Origin of the sequence: Posidoniimonas polymericola (genome assembly GCF_007859935.1) — a bacterium.
In the GTDB taxonomy this organism is placed as follows: domain Bacteria; phylum Planctomycetota; class Planctomycetia; order Pirellulales; family Lacipirellulaceae; genus Posidoniimonas; species Posidoniimonas polymericola.
This window is the reverse complement of record NZ_SJPO01000002.1, coordinates 343,494-362,193: the sequence shown is the minus strand read 5'-3', so window position 1 is coordinate 362,193 and position 18,700 is coordinate 343,494. Positions and strand designations below refer to the sequence as shown.

Below are 18,700 nucleotides of genomic sequence, written 5' to 3'. Positions count from 1 at the left end.
TCAAAACAAGGCGGCGGCGGCGACAACCGCCCCGACCGGCCCCGTAGAATAAGAGTCTGCCTGTAGGCCTGTGCTTGTCGCTCCCCTAATTCCGCTCTGCTTTGCGCCGGCTGTTCGCGCCGGCGCCGCCTCCTGCCCCTACGCACGACATCTTATGCCCCGTCGCTCCCGCTTGTCTCGCCGTTTGTTTTTAGCCCAGCCAAAAAAGCCAACCACCGCTAAGGGGCGTCCGCTCCAGTACGAGACGCTTGAAGACCGCTTGGCCCTGGCGGTAGTGATCAGCGAGTTCCTCGCCGAGAACGACGCCGGCGTCCGCGACACGGCCGGCCACCGCCACGACTGGATTGAGCTCACCAACACCGGCGCCGTGGCCGCGGACATCTCTGGATGGAGCCTGACCGACGACGCCCTGGACATGGCCAAGTGGCAGATCCCCGCCACGCCCGAAACCACCAACCTCGCGCCGGGCGCAAGCCTGCTGGTGTTTGCCTCGGGCAGCGGAGCCGAGGTCGGCGTCATCGGCGGCGAGCTGCACAGCAACTTCCAGCTGTCGCTCGAGCCGGGCTACCTCGCCCTGGTGCAGGACGACGGTGTCACGGTCGCCTCTGAATTCAACCTCTACCCACAACAGTTCCGCGATGTCTCGTACGGGCAGGGCGTTGGCGTTGGTTCGACGGTCACCGAAACGCTCCTGACGGCCGGCACATCGGCCGTCGGAGACGGCTCGCCCGCTAAGTTCCGCCCGTTCACCGGCCCCAACGCCAGCGTTGACGACCACTGGACCGAGGTCGGCTATGTCGCTACCGCAGGGGACGGTTGGGTCAACGCCACTGACGGACTCGGCTTTGGTTACGGCAGCCCCTGGCAGGATAGCACGGTATCGTTGGCCGGCCAGATTTCTGGCTACGTCCGCATGCCGTTCCAGGTGACCAACAAGGCCGAACTTGCCGAGCTGAACCTCGAATTGCGCGTCGACAACGGCTACATCCTGTTCCTCAACGGCCGCGAAGTGCAGCGTGAACGGCTGCAGATGGACCTGAAGATCGGCAACGACTGGGAGCTAAACTCCCGCCAAAACGTCAGCAACTCAACTCTCACCGGCTCGCCCACGGTGATTGACCTGACCGAGTGGCTCGACACGATCGAAGAGGGCGACAATGTCCTCGCGATCTACGCCGCCAACCACTCCAGCGACTCATCGGACCTGCTGGTGCACGCGGAGCTCACCGCGCAGCGGGCGTCGGGTCCGCTCGCGGAGACCTTCATGGTCACGCCGACGCCGGGCGGCGGCAACGGGGCCGGGTACCTGGGCGTGATCGCCGACACGGTCTTCTCGCACGACCGCGGCTTCTACGACGCGCCGTTCCCGCTCACCATCACGACCGCCGAGCCGGGCACGACCATCCGCTACACCACCGACGGCACCCGGCCGACGCTCGCCAACGGCCTGACCTACGTCGACGGCAGCCCGATCATCGTCGACCCCGCGGCGCTCAGCCACGCCGACGCCGGCGTCGTGACGGTCCGCGCGGCGGCGTTCAAGGCGGGTTACTTCTCGACCAACGTCGACACCCAGACATATGTGTTCCTCGACAGCGTGCTGACCCAGGACGCCACCGGGCTGCCGGCCTACAGCCCGTGGGGCTACGCGGGTCCCGACTGGGCCATGAACCCCGCGATCGTCAGCGGCGTGGGCGCCGAGAAGTTGAAGTCCGACCTGCAGTCGATCCCGACGATGTCGCTGGTGATGGACTGGGAAGAGTTCTTCGGTAACGGCGGCTCGGGCGACGACGACGGCATCTACACCCAGGACACTAGCTGGCGGGACAAGAGCGACGAGCGCTTCGCCTCGCTCGAATACTTCAATGGCTTCGAGGGCGAAGACTTCCAGATCGACTCGGTGGTGGAGATCCAGGGGCACTCCAGCACAAGCCGCTGGCGGAGCGACAAGCTCTCGCTGCAGGTCAAGTTCAAACAGCCTTACGACACACGGCTCAACTCGGACTCGCTGTTCGCCGGCACCGCCGACGGCGATAACGCGGCCAACGGCTTCGACACGCTGGTGCTCGACTCGCAGTACAACTACTCGTTCACGGTCAACAACACATCGACCCAGGGGCCGTACGCCACCTACGTGCACGACCAGGTGGTGGCCGATATGGTCAACCTGGCCGGCGGCGAGGCGGCTCACGGACGCTGGGTGCACCTGTACATCAACGGCCTGTACTGGGGCATCTACAACGCGCACGAGCGGCCCGACGACTCGTTTGCCGAGGAGTACTACGGCGGCGACAAGGACGACTACCTGGTGGTCAAGGGCTTCGACGGAATCGGCATGACCCACGGAGGCGCCCACGACAAGTACCTGCAGGTAGACGGCGGGCTCACTGCCGAGGCGGCCTACGTCGACCTGCTCGACCAGGTGAACGGCAACCTCGCCTCGCTGAGCGCGTACCAGCAGGTAGAGCAGATCCTCGATATCGACTCGTTCATCGACTACATGGTGGTGCTGTACTACGCCGGCAACTACGACTGGGGTGAGAACAACTGGTTCGCCTCGCTCGACAGCGCCGACCCCGACGGTCAGTGGCACTTCCACGAGTGGGACCAGGAGCACGCCTTCCCGAACGACCAGAACGCCCCCGCCGGCGACGGCCGCAACCAGGACTACGACCACACCGCTTTGGTCGCCAACGACTTTGGCGAGCACGAGTTCGGCCCGACCGGCATCCACCACAAGCTGATGCAGAGCGCGGAGTACCGGCTGAGGTTCTCAGACCGTGTCGAGGAGCTGCTCCGCAACGACGGTCTGCTGACCCCCGTCAACGCCCAGGCCGTGTGGCAGGCCCGTGTTGACGAGATCGCCGGCGCCATCAACGCCGAAGCGGCCCGCTGGGGCGACAACCGATCGCCCGCCAAGGATGGCGGCACGTGGGCCACGAACGTGCAGTACACTACTGACAACTTCTTCTTCGCCAACGGCCCGTACCAGAGCCGGACCGACATTATCCTCGGCATCTTCAACAACACCATCGCCCCCGGCGGCAGCGGCCAGGTCGGCAAGACCGACTGGCTTGTGAACCTCAACGCCCCGGTGCTCAGCCAGTACGGCGGCGAGATCGCTGCGTCCTACCTGCTCACGCTCGCCAACCCCAACGCAGGCGGGACGATCTACTACACGATCGACGGCTCCGACCCGCGGACCGCCGGCGGCGGGGTAAGCCCTTCCGCCGTTGCGTACACCAGCGGCGCGATCAGCCTGACCGAGGCGACCCGCGTCCGCACCCGGGTGCTCGATGCCGGGCAGTCGGGCACGGCCGACGACTGGAGCGCCGAGGTCGACAAGACCTTCACGCTCGACGAGCCGCTTTCGCTGCGGGTCGTCGAAGTGATGTACAACCCAGCTGCCTCGGGGGACCTCGAGTACCTGGAGCTGGTGAACACGGGCAGCCAGCCGATCGAACTGGGCGGCGTTCAGCTCGCCGACTTCTCGACCGGCGGCTACACGTTTGTGGCCCAGACCCTGGCGCCGGGCGAGCGGATCGTCGTTCCGCAGGATGTGTCGGCCTTCCAGGCGGCGTACCCTGCGGTCACGAACGTGACCGCGACCGCTTTCTCTGGCAGCCTGAGCAACAGCGGCGAGACCGTCACGCTGCTCGACTCGTTCGGCGTGGTGCTGCAGTCGTTCACCTACAGCGACCTCGCGCCGTGGCCGGCCGACGCGGACGGGGCGGGGCGTTCGCTGGAGTACGCCGGGCCGTTTGACGCGGACTCCGCGGACCCAATGCAGACCGCTGGCGACCCGTACGACGACGCCTCCAATTGGCTGGCGAGCCTTACCGACGGCGGCTCGCCCGGCGTGGGCCGTTCCCTGCCCGGCGACTACGACAGCAACGGCCTGGTCGAGCGGGCCGACTACGATGTTTGGCGCGCGACCTACGGGTCGACCACCGACCTTCGCGCCGATGGCAACGGCGACTCGGTGGTGAACTCGGCCGACTACGCGTACTGGCGAGATCAGTATGAAGCAGCCCAGGCGGCGGCCCTGCCTCGCGCCGCGGCGACCGAATCAGAAGCCCACGGATCGGCTTTCACCCTCGTGGCGGCGCCCGCTTCCGCGCAGCCCGCTATAGCGGTCGGAACCGGTCAAATTACTGCCCCGGCGAGCGAATCGGCCCTTGCAACACCGCAGCCGGCCGCAGGTTTCGCTTCTTTTTTGATCCCCCCCCACAACCAACACGAAGCGACCAGACCCGACCGGAATTCACCGCACTCGGCCGAACTTGGCGAACATCTCACTGGGATCGACGAACTGCTGATGCTATTATCGATAGATCAGGCCCGCCGCTTCTGGGGCCACAGCGACTTGGCTAACGCCCCCACGACTGCCTGGCCGGGGGCCGCAGACGCCGCATTCTCCCAGATCGCCGAGGCCGAAGAACCGCTCGGCCGAGCGTACCGTCCCCGTTGGCGGTAGCGGCCGGCGCGGCCCTCCTTTAGAGCGGACAGGCACGACCGGGATGAAGAAGCAGGCACATCGCAAATTACATCAAGGCGCCAGCGGCTTCACGCTGGTCGAGTTACTGGTCGTCATCGCCATCATTGGCGTGTTGATTGCGTTGCTGCTGCCGGCAGTTCAGGCCGCGCGGGAGAGCGCCCGCAGGTCCGCCTGCCAGAACAACCTTCGGCAGGTCGGCCTGGCGATTGCGGGGTATGAAACGTCGCACCGCAAGTTCCCGCCCGGCAAGCGTTGGTCCGCGCGGCGTACCGACCCGGCGACCTTCGACTACGCGTGGTCGAGCATCATCCTGGCCTACCTGGAAGAGTCCGCGCTGAGCGTGAAGCTGAACTTCAAGCAGCCCCTGACCTCGCCGTCCAACAACGAGGCGGCGAGCACGATCGTGCCGGCGTACCTCTGCCCGAGCACCGCGATCATCGAAGAGCACCGCTCTGCCGAAGGCCGGCTGTTCAACCTTGGGGGGCAACCCGGAGAGGGGCTCGCCTGCATCGATTACCTCGGCGTGTCCGGCCCCGACAAGGACAAGAACAACCCCGAAACCGGCGTCGACTACGGCCCGCAACGGGGCGTGCTGCTGGGCACCAAGGGCCTTCCGGATGGCGACACGCTGACCGAGCCGCCAGGCGTCACCGCCGCCCGCATCACCGACGGCCTGTCCAAGACCATCGACGTGGTCGAGTGCTCCGGCCGCGGAGTCGACCTGAAGAAGTCGGGCGAGGTCAAGAGCCTCAACGGCGCCTGGGCCTCCGGCAGCAACATCAGCCACATCAAGAAGGGCGTGAATGAGGAGGCCCCGCCGGTAGCGTGGGAAGACGAGCGCGTCTACTCGCAGCACACCAACGGCGCCCAGAGCCTGCACTGCGACGGCTCGGTACGGTTTCTTTCGATCAACACCGATGAGGCCCTGCTGGGGGCGCTCTGCTCGCGCGACGGCGGCGAGCTTATCGACGAGTAGCGTCTCGAGCGGCGGCCCGCTGAGGCCGCGCATTTCGTATGGCGTCGGTGATCGTGGGTGGGTAGGTTGAGGCGGCTCGAAACCGCGACAACCGACCCCCCTCCCCCGGCCACAACTCGTGCTAGCCCTCCCGCCTATCTCTGCCCGCGCGGCCAGGCCGCTGCGCGTTGCGGTGCTGCTAGTGCTGCTAGCGGGCCCGCTGTCGGCCGGCCCATATAGCGAGATGTTCGTATTCGGCGACAGCCTGTCGGACGTCGGCAACACACACTACTGGACCACCGTGCACTGGACCGGCTGGGCCGCTCCCGACACGCCCGGAACCGCCTACTGGCAGGGCCGGTTCTCCAACGGCCCGGTGTTCACCGAGTGGCTGTCGGAAGGGCTGGGGTTCGGCCAGCTGACGACCAGCACCGCCGGAGGGAACAACTTTGCCTACGGCGGCGCCTACACCTCCGACGCACCGGCGCTGCAGCAGCTCTATGTCAACGACCTCGACACTCAGATCGACGACTTTACGAACGAACGCGACCCGGCCCCGGGTGCGATCGCGAGCCTGTTGATCGGCGCCAACAATTTCTTGCTCGGCGGGCAAACGAATGTGCTCGCCCCCGCCGCCACGGTGGGCGCCGCGTTGAATGACCTGGCGGCCGCCGGGATCAACAATTTCCTGGTGCTCAACCTGCCGTGGCTCGGCCTAACGCCCGCCCACAACGGTTCGTCCGCCGAGGCCGAGGCGTGGAATCAACGCTCACGAGACTACAACGCTGCACTCTCATCTCAGTACGACGCGTTCGAGGCGTCGCACCCCGACGCGACGCTCTTCCGGCTCGACCTGGCGGGCCTGCTGGGCAACCTGATCGAAAACCACAACGATTTTGGCCTTACCAACGCCACCAACTCGGCGGCGCCGGGACTCGAGGCGGGCGCCTCGAACTACGACATCAGCCAGATCGTGCCCAACCCCGACGAGTACGTCTTCTGGGACGGCGTGCACCCAACGGCCGCTGTGCATCGGCTGCTCGGCTACGCCGCGGTCCGCGCGGTCCTCCCGGAGGGCGACTACAACTACGACGGGCAGACAACCCTCGACGACCTCGACGCGTGGCGCCTCGGCTACGCGGACCCCACAGGCCTATACGCCGACGGGAACGGCGACGGCCGCGTCGACGCCGCCGACTACACGCTGTGGCGCAGCGCGTTCGACGGCATCCCGGCCGTTATGGGCGGCGTGGTCCCAGAACCGGCCGCGGCGCTGCTGGCCGGCTTGGCGTTGATTGCCCGACGGCGTCCACGCTGTGTTGCAGGACAGCAAGTCTAGCGCTGGTACTTATCTTCCCGCAGCGCAACAAGAATGGCGCCCGCCCGTTGGGTTGCGGGAGACCTGCAACACCAACGGACGGAACGCCGCCCAACTCGAGTCTTTTAGCAACGGCGCCCGCGTGCGTTACCGCCACGAAAGCACGCGGAACAAGCCGTCGCCGTTGCGGATCCGGTCCGGGACGCTCAGCAGCCGGTCGCGGTAAACGCTCAGCAGGACCGCGACGCCGAAGAACGCCCCGCCGCCGACCATCATGTAGACCGACACGCTCTGCAGCCGGTCCGGCACATCGATCAGCATCACCAGGCTCGCGACGTAGATGGTCATCGTCGCGGCCCCGACCAGCGTGGTCGATCGCACTCTACACAGCACCCCGGCGCCGAGCAGCCCCAGGCCAACCGCCAGCACGCCCACGTCGTGCATCAACAGCCATGCCCAATGGGCGGTGTCAGAGTCGAAGCGGTTCGACAGCAGCCCTAAGCAGAGCGGAACAGCCGCCAGCAGGCTGCCGGCGCCCAAGTTAAACGTCACCAGGTTGCTCCGTCGCTGGCCCTCGCGACGCCAACCCATGTGCCCGGCGATCAGCAGCAGCCCACCAGTTGCGACCAGCAACAGCTCCACCCGCTGACCGAACGACAGCGCCGACAGAGCATTCACGACAAGCACGCCAACCCCGGCTTGGCACCCAGCCAAGGCGAGCAGCCCGCGCCGTGCGCCCTCCGACCGGGTCAGCGCCGCAGCAGCTAGCCCCACCAGCGTTTGCCCAAGCATCAGCCCGACAAGCTCCCACACCTCCTCGCCGGCGGCCAAGCGGTTGAACGCCAGCAGCAACCCGGCCAACCCGCCAAGCCCCGTTAGCAGCAGACCCACCTGGCCAACCCCTTGGTGCGGGACCAGGGCGCCAGACTCGATCCGCTGCGAACGGAGGCGATCCACCATCAGACAGACCACGCCAACCACACTGCCCGCGAGCATCGGGGAGTACGTCTCTAGGCCAACCAGCTGCAACCACTGCCAACCGGCCGCCCACGCCGACAGCGCGGCGAGGACCTGCCCAGTGGCGTGGCGGTTGGCGCCGCTCGAAACCGCGAACAGCACCGCGGCCTCGGCGAAGAAGGCCCCGAGCCACAGCCGCGCCGCAAACACCGAGGCCACCGGCGCCGCCCCCATCGTCGCGGGGACTGAAATCAGCAGCAGCGTCGCGCCCGCTACTTCCGCAGCGTTGAGCAGGCCGCCCCGCAGCTCCGCGTCGGCCACTCGCCCGACAGCGAAGTAGGCCACAAGCGTCACCGCTGCCATGGCCGCCAGCACTACCGGCAGCGAAGACACACCAGCGACCCCCAGAGCCCCTGCGCCCGCCAGCGTCGCGGCGACCGCCGCGAGCTGAAGCCCAAACGCCGCGCCGGTCCGCCGGCCGCGGAGCAGATGGACTCGCTGGGTGTAGGCCCCGGCGACCGCGACTAGCGCCATCGAAATCACGTACATCCAATCCGCATCAAACACCGGCAGCCAGTCCGGCTGGAAGGCCAGCCTGGCATACTGCACGGCGCCGAGCACCAACGCAATCACAGAGAAAAGGTATGCCATCCCGCCGGCGGCGTTGACCACCTGATCGGTCGCCCGATCGGCGGTCCCCTGGCCACGACCGTCACGCAGCCGCAGCGCCACCGCGGCGCCCGCGCTCGCGGCCACCGCGGTGGAAGCCAGCACAACGACCAGCAGCTGCTCGGTGAGCGGCTTGGCCAGCACGTCCAGCGCGATGACCTCGCACCACAGCAGCATCCCGATCCCAGAGTACGCGTACCGGGCGCCGCCCTTGTTGCTGAACAGCGAGTAAAAATAGGTGTAGGCGCCCACCGCCGCCAGCGCCAGGGCCATTAGCTTGGCGTTTGCGATCGACCCCACAAGCGGCGCGGCCTCGAACAAGCCAAGGTCGGCAAACACCGGGTCGTAGAACCGCCCCACGACCCGGCCGACGAGCAGCACAACCAGCCCAACGCCCATGACCAGATGGCCTGAGTTGAAGAACGCGGTGCCGAATCGCTCTCGGCTAAACGGCCCGTCGCCCGGGGCGAACAACCGCTCGACGTGCACACAGACAACGCCGATCACCACCAACAATGCCGAAGGCGCGATGACCTCCCACAACCGATCGACGTGCTGGTCCGCCAGGAACAGCAGGCCGGTCATCGTGACCCCGCCCACCAACGCGTACACGAAAGTGGGGTCCTTAAGCAGCCTGGCGACGCCGGCGTACAGCGCGCAGATTGCTAACGCGGGCGCCCACAAGTGGCCGCCATCCTTGAGCGTGATCAAACCCTGGGCATCGTACAACCAGAGGTTGAGCGGCATCACCAGACACGCTAGAAGCGTCACTGCCCGGCCCGCGGTCTGGTAGGGGGTCCGCAGCACGACCGCCGCTCCGGCGGCGAGCGCCGCGATGTTGACGCCGCCCAAGAGCGACGCGACCACCAACCGGTTCTCGAACACGCCGACCGACCACAGCCAGGCAACCAGGCCGAGCACCAGCAAGCCGCCGCCGCAGCCCATCAACGCGTGCAGGCTGCGCGGGTCGAGCAGCATCTCGAACCAGCCGCGGGTTGGCTCCTGGTCAGCGTTGGCATTCGGCTCACCGGTGGTTTGACGCTGGCTGCGGATTGCGACCGTACGGGCGTCGACTTCCTTCTGCATCTGCTGGGCCGCCCCTTCGGACAGGTGCTGGGCTCCTTTACGCCGCTGGATTTCACGGCGGAGGAACGAAAGCCGCCGAAGCTCGGCCTGGACGTCGACCCCGAGATTGGCGTCGGGCTCGACGGTGTCGAACAGATGGCTGCCGTCGGTTTCGGGTGTCAGCTGAGAGCGCCACTGGCAGTAGTGCTCCCGGATATTGGCCATTTGCTGGGCCGAGAGCAGGTGTCTGGCGCGCCAGGCGGTGAACTGCTCCTCGGCAAAATCGATAGCCGACAACACGTCGGCGGAGGTCGCACTCATGATGGTCTCCCCGTGCAGATGAATTGGGCTCTGCCTGCGAGTTGGGTTGCAGGCCGCCGGAAAACCACGAACGGTTGGCTCACCCGGCGATGCAGACTGCTAAAGCAATGGTTGCGCCAACCTAAAGAAAATGCCACAAGGCACTGATATCAAAAGAGTTACTACAAACCCAAAGGCACTCAACTGGAATGCAGCAAGCACTAGGCGTACAACAGATGGCATTCGCATGGCACACAATGTCACCCAGCTTCCCCGCCACATGCCGCTCATCACTCCCCATGAAGCCGAACTCCTGAGGCCCCTCTCTCGGCTGGCCTACTGCAACCCTTTCCTTCCCGAGCGGCTGGAGCTCGAGCAGGCGGCGCTGGGTGGCGAGTACGAGCCCGAGGAGCATGTCGCTTGGAGCCGAACGGCGGCGTCGCACTACGAACGCCCCAACGTGGTGAGGCTCACAGCGCTGGCCGACCGCCTCGCCACAAAACTGCGGGCAAAGCTCGCAACCGGCGTCACGGCGACCGCCGAAGAGCTCCGGCTTTACGACGACTTGGTGGTCTACGTACTGTACTACCGCTGGATTGCGACGCTGTCGCCAGCCGGGGTGTCGGGGCACAAGGCGGCGGTCGGCCCTGCTTGGGAGTCGTTCCGGCACGCCCACCAACACTTCCACGAAGTCGCCGGCCTGCCGACAGGCGACGACGCCGCGGCCCACCTGTTTGCCTGCCTGCACCAGGTGCGGCGGGCGTTCCGCGGCATCTTCGACTGCATCCTGGGCGACTCGCTCCCCGCCGCGCGGCTCCGGGCACAGGTCTGGCAGTCGATCTTCACGCACGACATGCGCCGCTACCGCCGATCGCTCTACAGCCAGATGGGCGACTTCTCAACACTGATCACCGGGCCGTCGGGAACCGGTAAGGAGCTGGTCGCCCGCGCGATCGCGTTGTCGCAGTTCATCGCCGTGGACCCACAGACCGGTCGGCTCTGCTCGAAGCCCGACCTGGGCTTCGTCGCGATCAACTTGTCGGCGTTGTCGCCAACGCTGGTCGAGTCGGAGCTGTTTGGCCACTGCCGCGGCGCGTACACCGGCGCCGTAGGTGATCGGACCGGCTGGCTGGAAACGTGCCCCGAGCACGGCGCGGTATTCCTCGACGAGATCGGCGAGCTCGATCCGGCGATCCAGGTGAAGCTGCTTCGGGTGGTGCAGAGCCGCTCGTTCTGCCGACTGGGCGAGACCACCGAACGCCCGTTCAAGGGCAAGGTCATCGCCGCCACAAACCGCGATCTCGCCGCCGAGATGCAGGCGGGGCGGTTCCGCGAGGACCTGTACTACCGGCTCTGCTCCGATCGGATCGAGACCCCCTCGCTCCGCGAGCAGGTGGACGACCGCCCCGAGGCGCTCGGCGGCCTGATCCTACTGCTTTGCGAGCGGGTGGCCGGCGACGAGGCGCCCGGCCTGGCGGTCGAGGTCCAGCGCTGGATAGAGCAGCGGCTCCCCACCGACTACCCGTGGCAGGGCAACATCCGCGAGCTGGAGCAGTGCGTCCGGAATGTGCTCGTCCGCCAGGAGTACGCTCCTCGGACCGTCGACCAGCCCTCTGCCCAGCGGTTGCCCGGCTGGCTGGCGGGGGCCGATGAGCACAAGCTCTCGGCCGACGATCTGCTGCGACGCTTCTGCACCTCGGTCTACGCCCGACTGGACAACTACGAGCACGCCGCAAAGCAGCTAGGACTCGATCGACGCACGGTCCGCAGCAAGATCGACAGCAGCCTGCTCGCGGAGCTGCGGCATAAGGAAGAACCGTTAAAACCGAGCTAACCCGGCAATCGCCCAACTTGGCGGCTACGCTGTGGCCAGATCGCATGCGGAAGACCATAATAGGCGCATCAGCCCCCTCCTCAGCTTCCCGCCATGGACCGCCCCCCTCTCCCCATCCGCTTGATCGAATCGCTGCGCGAATTCGGCGCCCGCATCATCGACGTGCGGGAGTGGTGCGCCGAGCGTTGGGACCTGTGGTTTGGCCGGTCGGTCGACTTTGTGCTCGACGCCTTCGACAGTTTCGAGTCACTGGAGTCCGCCACCATCCGGATTGTCGGCGTGCTGCTGTGGCCCTTCGCCGCGATTGCCCGGCTGCTGCGGGTGCCTGCCCTGTTCCGGTGGGTGATTGAGCTGCCGGGCAACACCGCCTGGTGGCTGTACCAGGCCATGGCCTGGTCCGCCGAGCGGCTGCACCTGGGCGGCGCCTTCGCTCGTTTCAGCGACTTCGTCTACTGGCTGTTCACACCGGTGCGGGCCTTCGGGTTCTTCCTCTACGCATGGTGCGTCACCCGCAAGCCGCGCGACTTGGCGCTCGCCACCCCGGCCATCCTGATGCTGCTGCCGTTCGTGTATGTCGCGATTGCGGGCGCATCGCGGAGCAGCGGCGTGGTCGCCGGTCGCTACCGCGACGCGGTCAAGGAGTACGAGCTGGCCGGCGATCAAGAGACCGCCGATCTCATGCGCCGCAAGCTGGAGCAGCTCGGCGTGAGCACGAGCCGCTCTGATTTCATCGACGCGTTGAATCTGGCGGACCGAGGCGACCTCGACGAGGCACGCGCGAAGATGGAACAGCTGGCGCCACTGGACAACCCGGACGACGCGCCTGGCTACGCTCCTGCGCACCGCTGGTGGGTGCAGCACCTCCTGGCAGACAAAACACAAGACGGCGACATGCCCCTCGACCGCGGGGCACGCCTCGCCCTGGCGGCGCAGCACCTCGAACGCATCCGAGCCGCCGAGGGCGACAGCGAGCCGCTTGCCGCCACCCAGGCGTACCTGCTGGCCGAACAGGGGGACATTAAACAGGCATTGGCAGCCATCACGCCCTACGCGGAGGAATCGCTCAAGGCCTCGTCGATGCGGCTTCGCCTGCTTGTCATGGACAAGCAACAGGCCGCGGCGGTCGGACAGGCGCAGGCCTTCCTCGCCCGCTTCGACGCCAGCCCACCTGATCCGGTCAGCGCTGACGACCATCGCAGCCGAGCGCTCGCGGGCCGGCTGCTCGGCCGGCGTCTGACGGTCGAGGAGTCGCTTGTCGAGCTCACGCGGCTCGATCCCGATGCTGCCGACGCCCGACAACAGCTGGCGGTGATCAGCCTGCAGCTCGCCCAGCAATCGCTCACCTCGCAGTCACTGGACGGCGGCCTACTTGCCGAACGCGTCATCCGGGCAGAACGAATGGGCGCCTCCGCCGACGCGGTCGGCCAGACACTGCAGGCAATCGTGATCCAACGCCGCGGCTCGGAAGCGTGCCGCGCCGCCTGGAACCAGATGCTCGCCTCGCCCGACAGCACGGTCACCCTGCTGGAGATCGCCGGCTCCCTCGCGGCGTCGACGGGCGAGATCACGCAAGCTCGCAAGGCGTTCTGGCAGGTCACCGAGTCGGGCGACGCACCGGCCGTTGTGTGGAACAACCTCGCTTGGACGCTTCTGCAGGAGCCGCTGCCGCAACCGACCGAGGCGCTCAAAGCGGTCAACAAGGCCCTGGCGAAACACCCGCAAGACCCCCACTTCCGCGAGACCCGCGGCCAGGCGCTGCTGCGTCTCAAGCAGTGGCGAGACGCCATCGCCGACCTCGAGTTTGCCCTCAACGCGATGCCAGATTCGCGCGACGCCCACTCCGGACTCGCGACCGCCTACGAGGCGATTGGCGACCTGCAACTCGCCGACGTCCACCGCCGCTTGCTCGGCGAGTAACCCCCACCCCAGACCCCGCAACGCCCCGCTATGCGCACAACACGATTTTCCGCACTCCTGCTTGCATGCATCGCTGCGCTGCTTGCGGTGGCGACACCCACCCTTGCCGCCCTGCAGCCGGACGAGATCGCCCTAGTAGTGGCACGCGGCAACCGCGAGTCACTCGGCCTGGCCAAGTACTACTGCCGCCAGCGCGGCGTGCCGATCATCAACATCTGCGAAGTCGACGTGCCGTCCACCGAGGAGATGGAGCGGGAGCACTGGCGGTGGGCAGTGCGGCCGGAGATCCAGAGGTGGGTTCAGGAGAACGACCCTGAAGGCAAACTCCGTTGCCTGGTCACTACCTGGGGAGTGCCGCTCAAGATCAAGCCCGCAGGACCAGACGAGAGGACCGCCCGGTACCTCGCCTACCTTAAGGGCGAACGCGACCTCCGCATGAAGCAGCTCGAGCAGGTTTCCGCCGCTCTCGACAAACTCGGCTTGGACCCCGAACAGGACGGTGACAACCTCCAGCTCCCCGATCTTGGCGGAAAGAGCGACCTCAAGATTGAGCAACGGCTTGAGACATCGCTCCAGGCCGCCCAGACGCGGCTGGCGGGGCAGACAAGTGAAGCCGCCCGAGCCGACAAGGCAAAGCTGCAGCAGCTCGCTACGGTGACCGCCGGCGCCAATGTGCTGCTGCAGGGCTTGGGCCAGCAGCTCCAACAATTCGCCTCGCGCGAACAGACTCCTCCGGCCGAGACGCTGCAGCAGTACCAGCTGCTGCGGGGCCGCGCGTCGGCGTTCTCGGAACTCAAGCTCATGCTCGAGCTTCGCGCCCCAAGCTACGAGCGGGACGAAATCGCCCTGACCGCCATCCAGCAAACCGGCGGCATGCTGGCGGCCGTGAAGTGGCTCGACGAGCAGATCGCAACCGCACAGAAGAACGAATCCGGCTCGTCCTTCGACAGCGAGCTAAGCCTGGTGATGTGGCCCGAGGATTACGAGCTGCTGCGGTGGCAGCCCAACTACCTGCGGACCGCGTACCAGGGATCGCAGCTCGGCAAGACGTTCCGGACGCTGATGGTGTCGCGGCTCGATGGGCCATCGATCAAGACTGCAAAGCGGCTAATCGACGACGCGATCGCGGTCGAGAAGCAGGGCGGCCTCAAGGGCAAGGTCTACTTCGACGCCCGCGGGCTCGCCGAGCTCGAGGGCGAGCCGCTGCTGCCCGGCAGCTACCCCGACTTCGACCGCTCGCTTTTAGTCACGGCCGAGTCGATGAAGCAGATGAAGGGCCCCGATGGCGAGCCGCAATACGACGTCGTGCTCAACACCTCGCCCGAGTTGTTTCAACCGGGCGAGTGCCCCGACGCCGCGCTTTATTGCGGCTGGTACAGCCTCGCGAACTACGTCGATGCGTTTGAATGGCGGCAGGGCGCAATCGCGTACCACCTCGCGTCCTCCGAGGCCCGCACATTGCGTGAAGAAGGGGCAAGAGTGTGGTGTAAAAGCTTGCTGGAAGATGGGGTTTGCGCCACGGTGGGTCCCGTGTACGAACCCTATTTGCTCGCCTTCCCACGCCCGAACGACTTCTTCGCGCTGCTGACCAAAACCGACCTAACGCTGGTCGAGGTCTATTACCAGTCGAAGCCGTTTAATAGCTGGATGATGGTGCTGGTGGGGGACCCGTTGTATCAGGCGATACCACCCGCGAACTGAAACACTCCAATGAAGGTCAAGGGCCTTGCAGCAATGCTTCTCTGCGGCGTAGTGCCGCAGCTCGCTCATGCAGATCTCGTTCTCAACTTATCGGGCGTGCCGGTAGTTAAGTTATTACATGGGAAGCGACTGGGGAGGTGGAAGTCTCCGACGCTGTAGTAGGTATTTCCAACTTCCGCGGCGCCGCTCCAACTTCTGACACATCGGTTGTCGCATGGAGTACTCTCTACGACAACGATATTGGAAATGCGATCGTCAACGGTGTTTCCAACGATCCAAACCTTCTCCTTGGAGGAGCAGGAGTATCGTATCGACTAAACTCAGTGGAATTCGCAACTTTCGATGCAATCGACTTTGTCTCATCGAACGTTGACGGCAACGACGACATCGAACTAGATCCAGATGGGACAATTGCCTACCCAACTTTGGTTCCGGGCGATTTCCTATCTTGGCTTGGTGCAGGGACCCTGACTCTTAGCAAGAATGTAGAAGGATTCCTGATCCCAGGGACCTACTCGTCACCAATCGCGGGTGGCAATTACGTGGTCAATATCTCGATCGCCGCCGTCCCTGAACCAACCGCCTTCCCGTTCGGCAGGTTCGTCGCCGGCAGTGTTGGCATGGTGGTCGCCCGGCGGCGGCCAGCTCGCAAGCCACTAGCCGACGCCGCGTGAGCGATCATCGCCCGATACGAACCAAGTCCCCCAAGGCCGCCCATCTTCTCGATGGGCGGCCTTTTTTTCTGCCGGAGTAGGCTTCCGCCAGCTGCTGCCCCCACAGACGGTCAACGGGTGTGCGCAAAGCAGAGATCAATTCGAGTCGCATTTTGGGCGGGTGATTCTTTACAATTGGGGGGCGACCTGTTGCAGACCCGCCCTACCGCCCCCCCTCGCGACGCCGTTCGATGAATCGCTCGCTCACCTGCCTGACCGCGACGCTGTTTGCCGCCGCCGCTCTGCCCGTTGCAGCCGAAAACACCGACCGGGCGCTCGAGTTGTTCGAGAATAAGATCCGGCCCGCGCTGGTCGAGCACTGCTACGCCTGCCACTCGCAGGCAGACGGCGCCGTCGAGGGCGAGCTGTCACTCGAGAACCACGCGGCCGCCGAGCGTGGTGGTCGCGGCGGTGCGGTGATCGTTCCGGGCGACCCCGATAATAGCCGGCTGCTGCAGGCGATCGAGCACCGCAACGCCGACCTGCAGATGCCTCCCTCCGGCAAACTGCCGGACGAAACGATCGCCGCGTTCCGCGAGTGGATCCGACTCGGCGCGGCAGACCCACGCGACGGCGCCGCGCCCGAAATTGACACGATTGATTCTCGCGCCGCCAGGCACTGGGCGTTCCAACCGCCGCAAGCCGCCGAGCTGCCGAGCCCGCGTCCCCGATGGGCACGCACCGACCTCGACGCACTCGTCTTGGCGGAGCTCAGCAGCGCCGGGTTCGCGCCCGCGACCGAGGCCAGCCGCCGCGAGCAGGTCCAGCGTCTCTACTACGACCTCAGCGGCCTCGCGCCGACCGCGGAGCAGATCAAGCAGTTTGAGAATGCGGGGCACGACGCCTACGACAAGCTAGTAGACGAACTGCTCGCGTCACAACGATTCGGCGAACGCTGGGCGCGGCACTGGCTCGACGTCGCGCGGTTCGCCGACACCAAGGGGTACGTCTTCACCGAGGACCGCACGTTCCCCAATGCCTACAAGTACCGCGACTGGGTGATCGCCGCGTTCAACGCCGACCTGCCGATCGACCGGTTTCTGCGGCTTCAAATTGCGGCCGACCAGATCGACCAAGAACAGCTCGCCGCGCAGGGATTCGTGACGCTCGGTCGCCGGTTTATCAACAACCCGCACGATATCGCCGCCGACCGCATCGACGTCGTGTTCCGCGGGATGATGGGCCTAACGGTCGCCTGCGCGCGGTGCCACGACCACAAGTACGATCCCGTAAGCGCCGAGGACTACTACGCCCTGTACGGCGTCTTCGCGAGCTCGGCCGAGCAGCAGGACGGTGAGCTGCCGCTCCGCCTAGTCGACAAGCCCCAGCCCGAGAACGTCGGCGTGTTTATCCGCGGCGCGGCTCACAACCGCGGCGAGATTGCCGAACGCGGATTCCCCGACTTCTTCAGCGACTTCGCCCCCGCGGTCACCACGGGTAGTGGGAGGTTGGAGCTTGCCGACGCGGTCGCCGACGAGCGGAACCCATTGACCGCCCGCGTCTTTGTGAACCGAGTGTGGGGGCACCTGTTTGGGGAGCAGCTGGTCCGCACGCCGAGCGACTTCGGGCTGCGCTGCGACGCACCACGACAGCAAGCCGTACTCGACCATCTGGCCGTGCGTTTCATGGAACACGACTGGTCGCTCAAGTGGCTGGTCCGCGAGCTGGTAACCTCGAGCACCTACCGCCAGTCGTCCCATGCCGACGCCGCTCTGCTGGCGGCCGACGCCGAAAACGTCCTGTGGGGTCGCACCAACCGCCGGCGGCTCGACTTCGAGTCGATGCGTGACCGGCTGCTTGCCGCCGCCGAACTGCTCGACACCGGCACCGTCGGCGGTCCCTCTGAAGAAATCTCCACGGACGACGGCGGACGTCGCCGCACGCTGTACGCCCACATCGACCGCCAGAACCTGCCCGGCCTGTTCCGCACATTCGACTTCGCCAGCCCCGACGCCCACTCGCCCGAGCGGCCCCACACGATGGTGCCGCAGCAGGCGTTGTTCCTGCTGAACAGCCCGATGGTTCAGCGGGCGGCGCTCGCTATCAGCGTCGACCTCTCTGAGCTGCCCTCAGAGGATCAGGTCACGGCTGCGTACCGGCGTGTGCTGGGACGCGAGCCGCGCGAAGAAGAGCTGATGCTGGCCACAGAGTTCCTTGGCCGCCCGGCGCCGTCCCCACTCCCGCCAGGCGATTGGGCGTTCGGGTACGGCGCCGTTCAGGGCGCCGCTGAAAATCCGGCGATAAGCTTCGCGCCGCTCTCTCACTTCACCGAGAACCGCTGGCAAGCGGCTTCGCAGTTCCCCGCGCCGGAAATTGGCCACCTGTGCGTTACACCGACCGGCGGTCACCCAGGCAACTCAAGCGACTACAGCGCGATCCGCCGCTGGACGGCGCCAGCCCGGGGCGACCTCACCGTCGACGGCCAACTCGAACGCCCGGAGAAACGCGGGGACGGCGTCGACGGGCTGCTGATCTCGTCACGTCGCGGAGTGGTCGGCAAGTGGACGACAATGACCGGCGCCAGTCCAACCCACGCCCACGTCGAGGACGTCGAACCGGGCGAGAGCTTCGACCTGGTCGTAAGCTGCCGCGCGGAACCTTCGTACGACACGTTTAGCTGGCAGACCAAGCTGACGCTCGAGACCAAGACCAGCCGCCGCGTCTGGAAGTCCGAAGAGGGTTTCACCGGCCCGGTCGCGGCGCCGCTCGAGCTGCTTCCGCAGCTGGTGCAGGTGCTGCTGGTCTCGAATGAGTTCTTGTATATCGATTGATC

9 protein-coding genes are annotated in these 18,700 nt (G+C 66.2%); 8 read left to right on the top strand and 1 reads right to left on the bottom strand.

Going from position 1 to position 18,700, the window contains the following annotated elements; genetic code table 11:
• Window positions 1-154: 154 nt before the first annotated feature.
• From Pla123a_RS05450 to Pla123a_RS05440, 3 genes are all read left to right on the top strand, one after another.
• Window positions 155-4,477, top strand: coding sequence for a CotH kinase family protein (locus tag Pla123a_RS05450; RefSeq protein WP_146584667.1), 4,323 nt, complete (start codon window positions 155-157; stop codon window positions 4,475-4,477).
• Window positions 4,478-4,520: 43 nt separating this feature from the next.
• Complete coding sequence (locus tag Pla123a_RS05445; RefSeq protein WP_146584665.1) at window positions 4,521-5,474, top strand: DUF1559 family PulG-like putative transporter; 954 nt, start codon at window positions 4,521-4,523, stop codon at window positions 5,472-5,474.
• Window positions 5,475-5,592: 118 nt separating this feature from the next.
• Window positions 5,593-6,792, top strand: coding sequence for an SGNH/GDSL hydrolase family protein (locus tag Pla123a_RS05440; protein WP_146584663.1), 1,200 nt, complete (start codon window positions 5,593-5,595; stop codon window positions 6,790-6,792).
• A gap of 126 nt (window positions 6,793-6,918) precedes the next feature.
• Here Pla123a_RS05440 and Pla123a_RS05435 read toward each other — a convergent pair whose 3' ends face one another.
• A complete protein-coding gene (locus Pla123a_RS05435) occupies window positions 6,919-9,783 on the bottom strand; it encodes a hypothetical protein (protein WP_146584661.1) in 2,865 nt (954 codons plus the stop codon).
• Window positions 9,784-10,009: 226 nt separating this feature from the next.
• Here Pla123a_RS05435 and Pla123a_RS05430 point away from each other — a divergent pair, with 226 nt between their 5' ends.
• The 5 genes from Pla123a_RS05430 (at window position 10,010) to Pla123a_RS05410 (ending at window position 18,698) form a co-directional block, all read left to right on the top strand.
• Window positions 10,010-11,596 carry a sigma 54-interacting transcriptional regulator gene (locus Pla123a_RS05430; RefSeq protein WP_146584659.1) on the top strand — a complete coding sequence of 529 codons (1,587 nt, stop codon included), beginning with the start codon at window positions 10,010-10,012 and terminating at the stop codon, window positions 11,594-11,596.
• A 93-nt stretch (window positions 11,597-11,689) separates the two neighbouring features.
• Complete coding sequence (locus Pla123a_RS05425) at window positions 11,690-13,513, top strand: hypothetical protein (protein WP_146584657.1); 1,824 nt, start codon at window positions 11,690-11,692, stop codon at window positions 13,511-13,513.
• Between the two features lie 30 nt (window positions 13,514-13,543).
• Window positions 13,544-15,214: a TIGR03790 family protein gene (locus tag Pla123a_RS05420; RefSeq protein WP_146584655.1), complete on the top strand. Its 1,671-nt coding sequence runs from the start codon at window positions 13,544-13,546 to the stop codon at window positions 15,212-15,214.
• 137 nt (window positions 15,215-15,351) lie between these two features.
• A complete protein-coding gene (locus tag Pla123a_RS05415) occupies window positions 15,352-15,888 on the top strand; it encodes a hypothetical protein (protein ID WP_146584653.1) in 537 nt (178 codons plus the stop codon).
• Window positions 15,889-16,118: 230 nt separating this feature from the next.
• Complete coding sequence (locus Pla123a_RS05410; protein ID WP_146584651.1) at window positions 16,119-18,698, top strand: PSD1 and planctomycete cytochrome C domain-containing protein; 2,580 nt, start codon at window positions 16,119-16,121, stop codon at window positions 18,696-18,698.
• The last annotated feature ends 2 nt before the right edge of the window (window positions 18,699-18,700 follow it).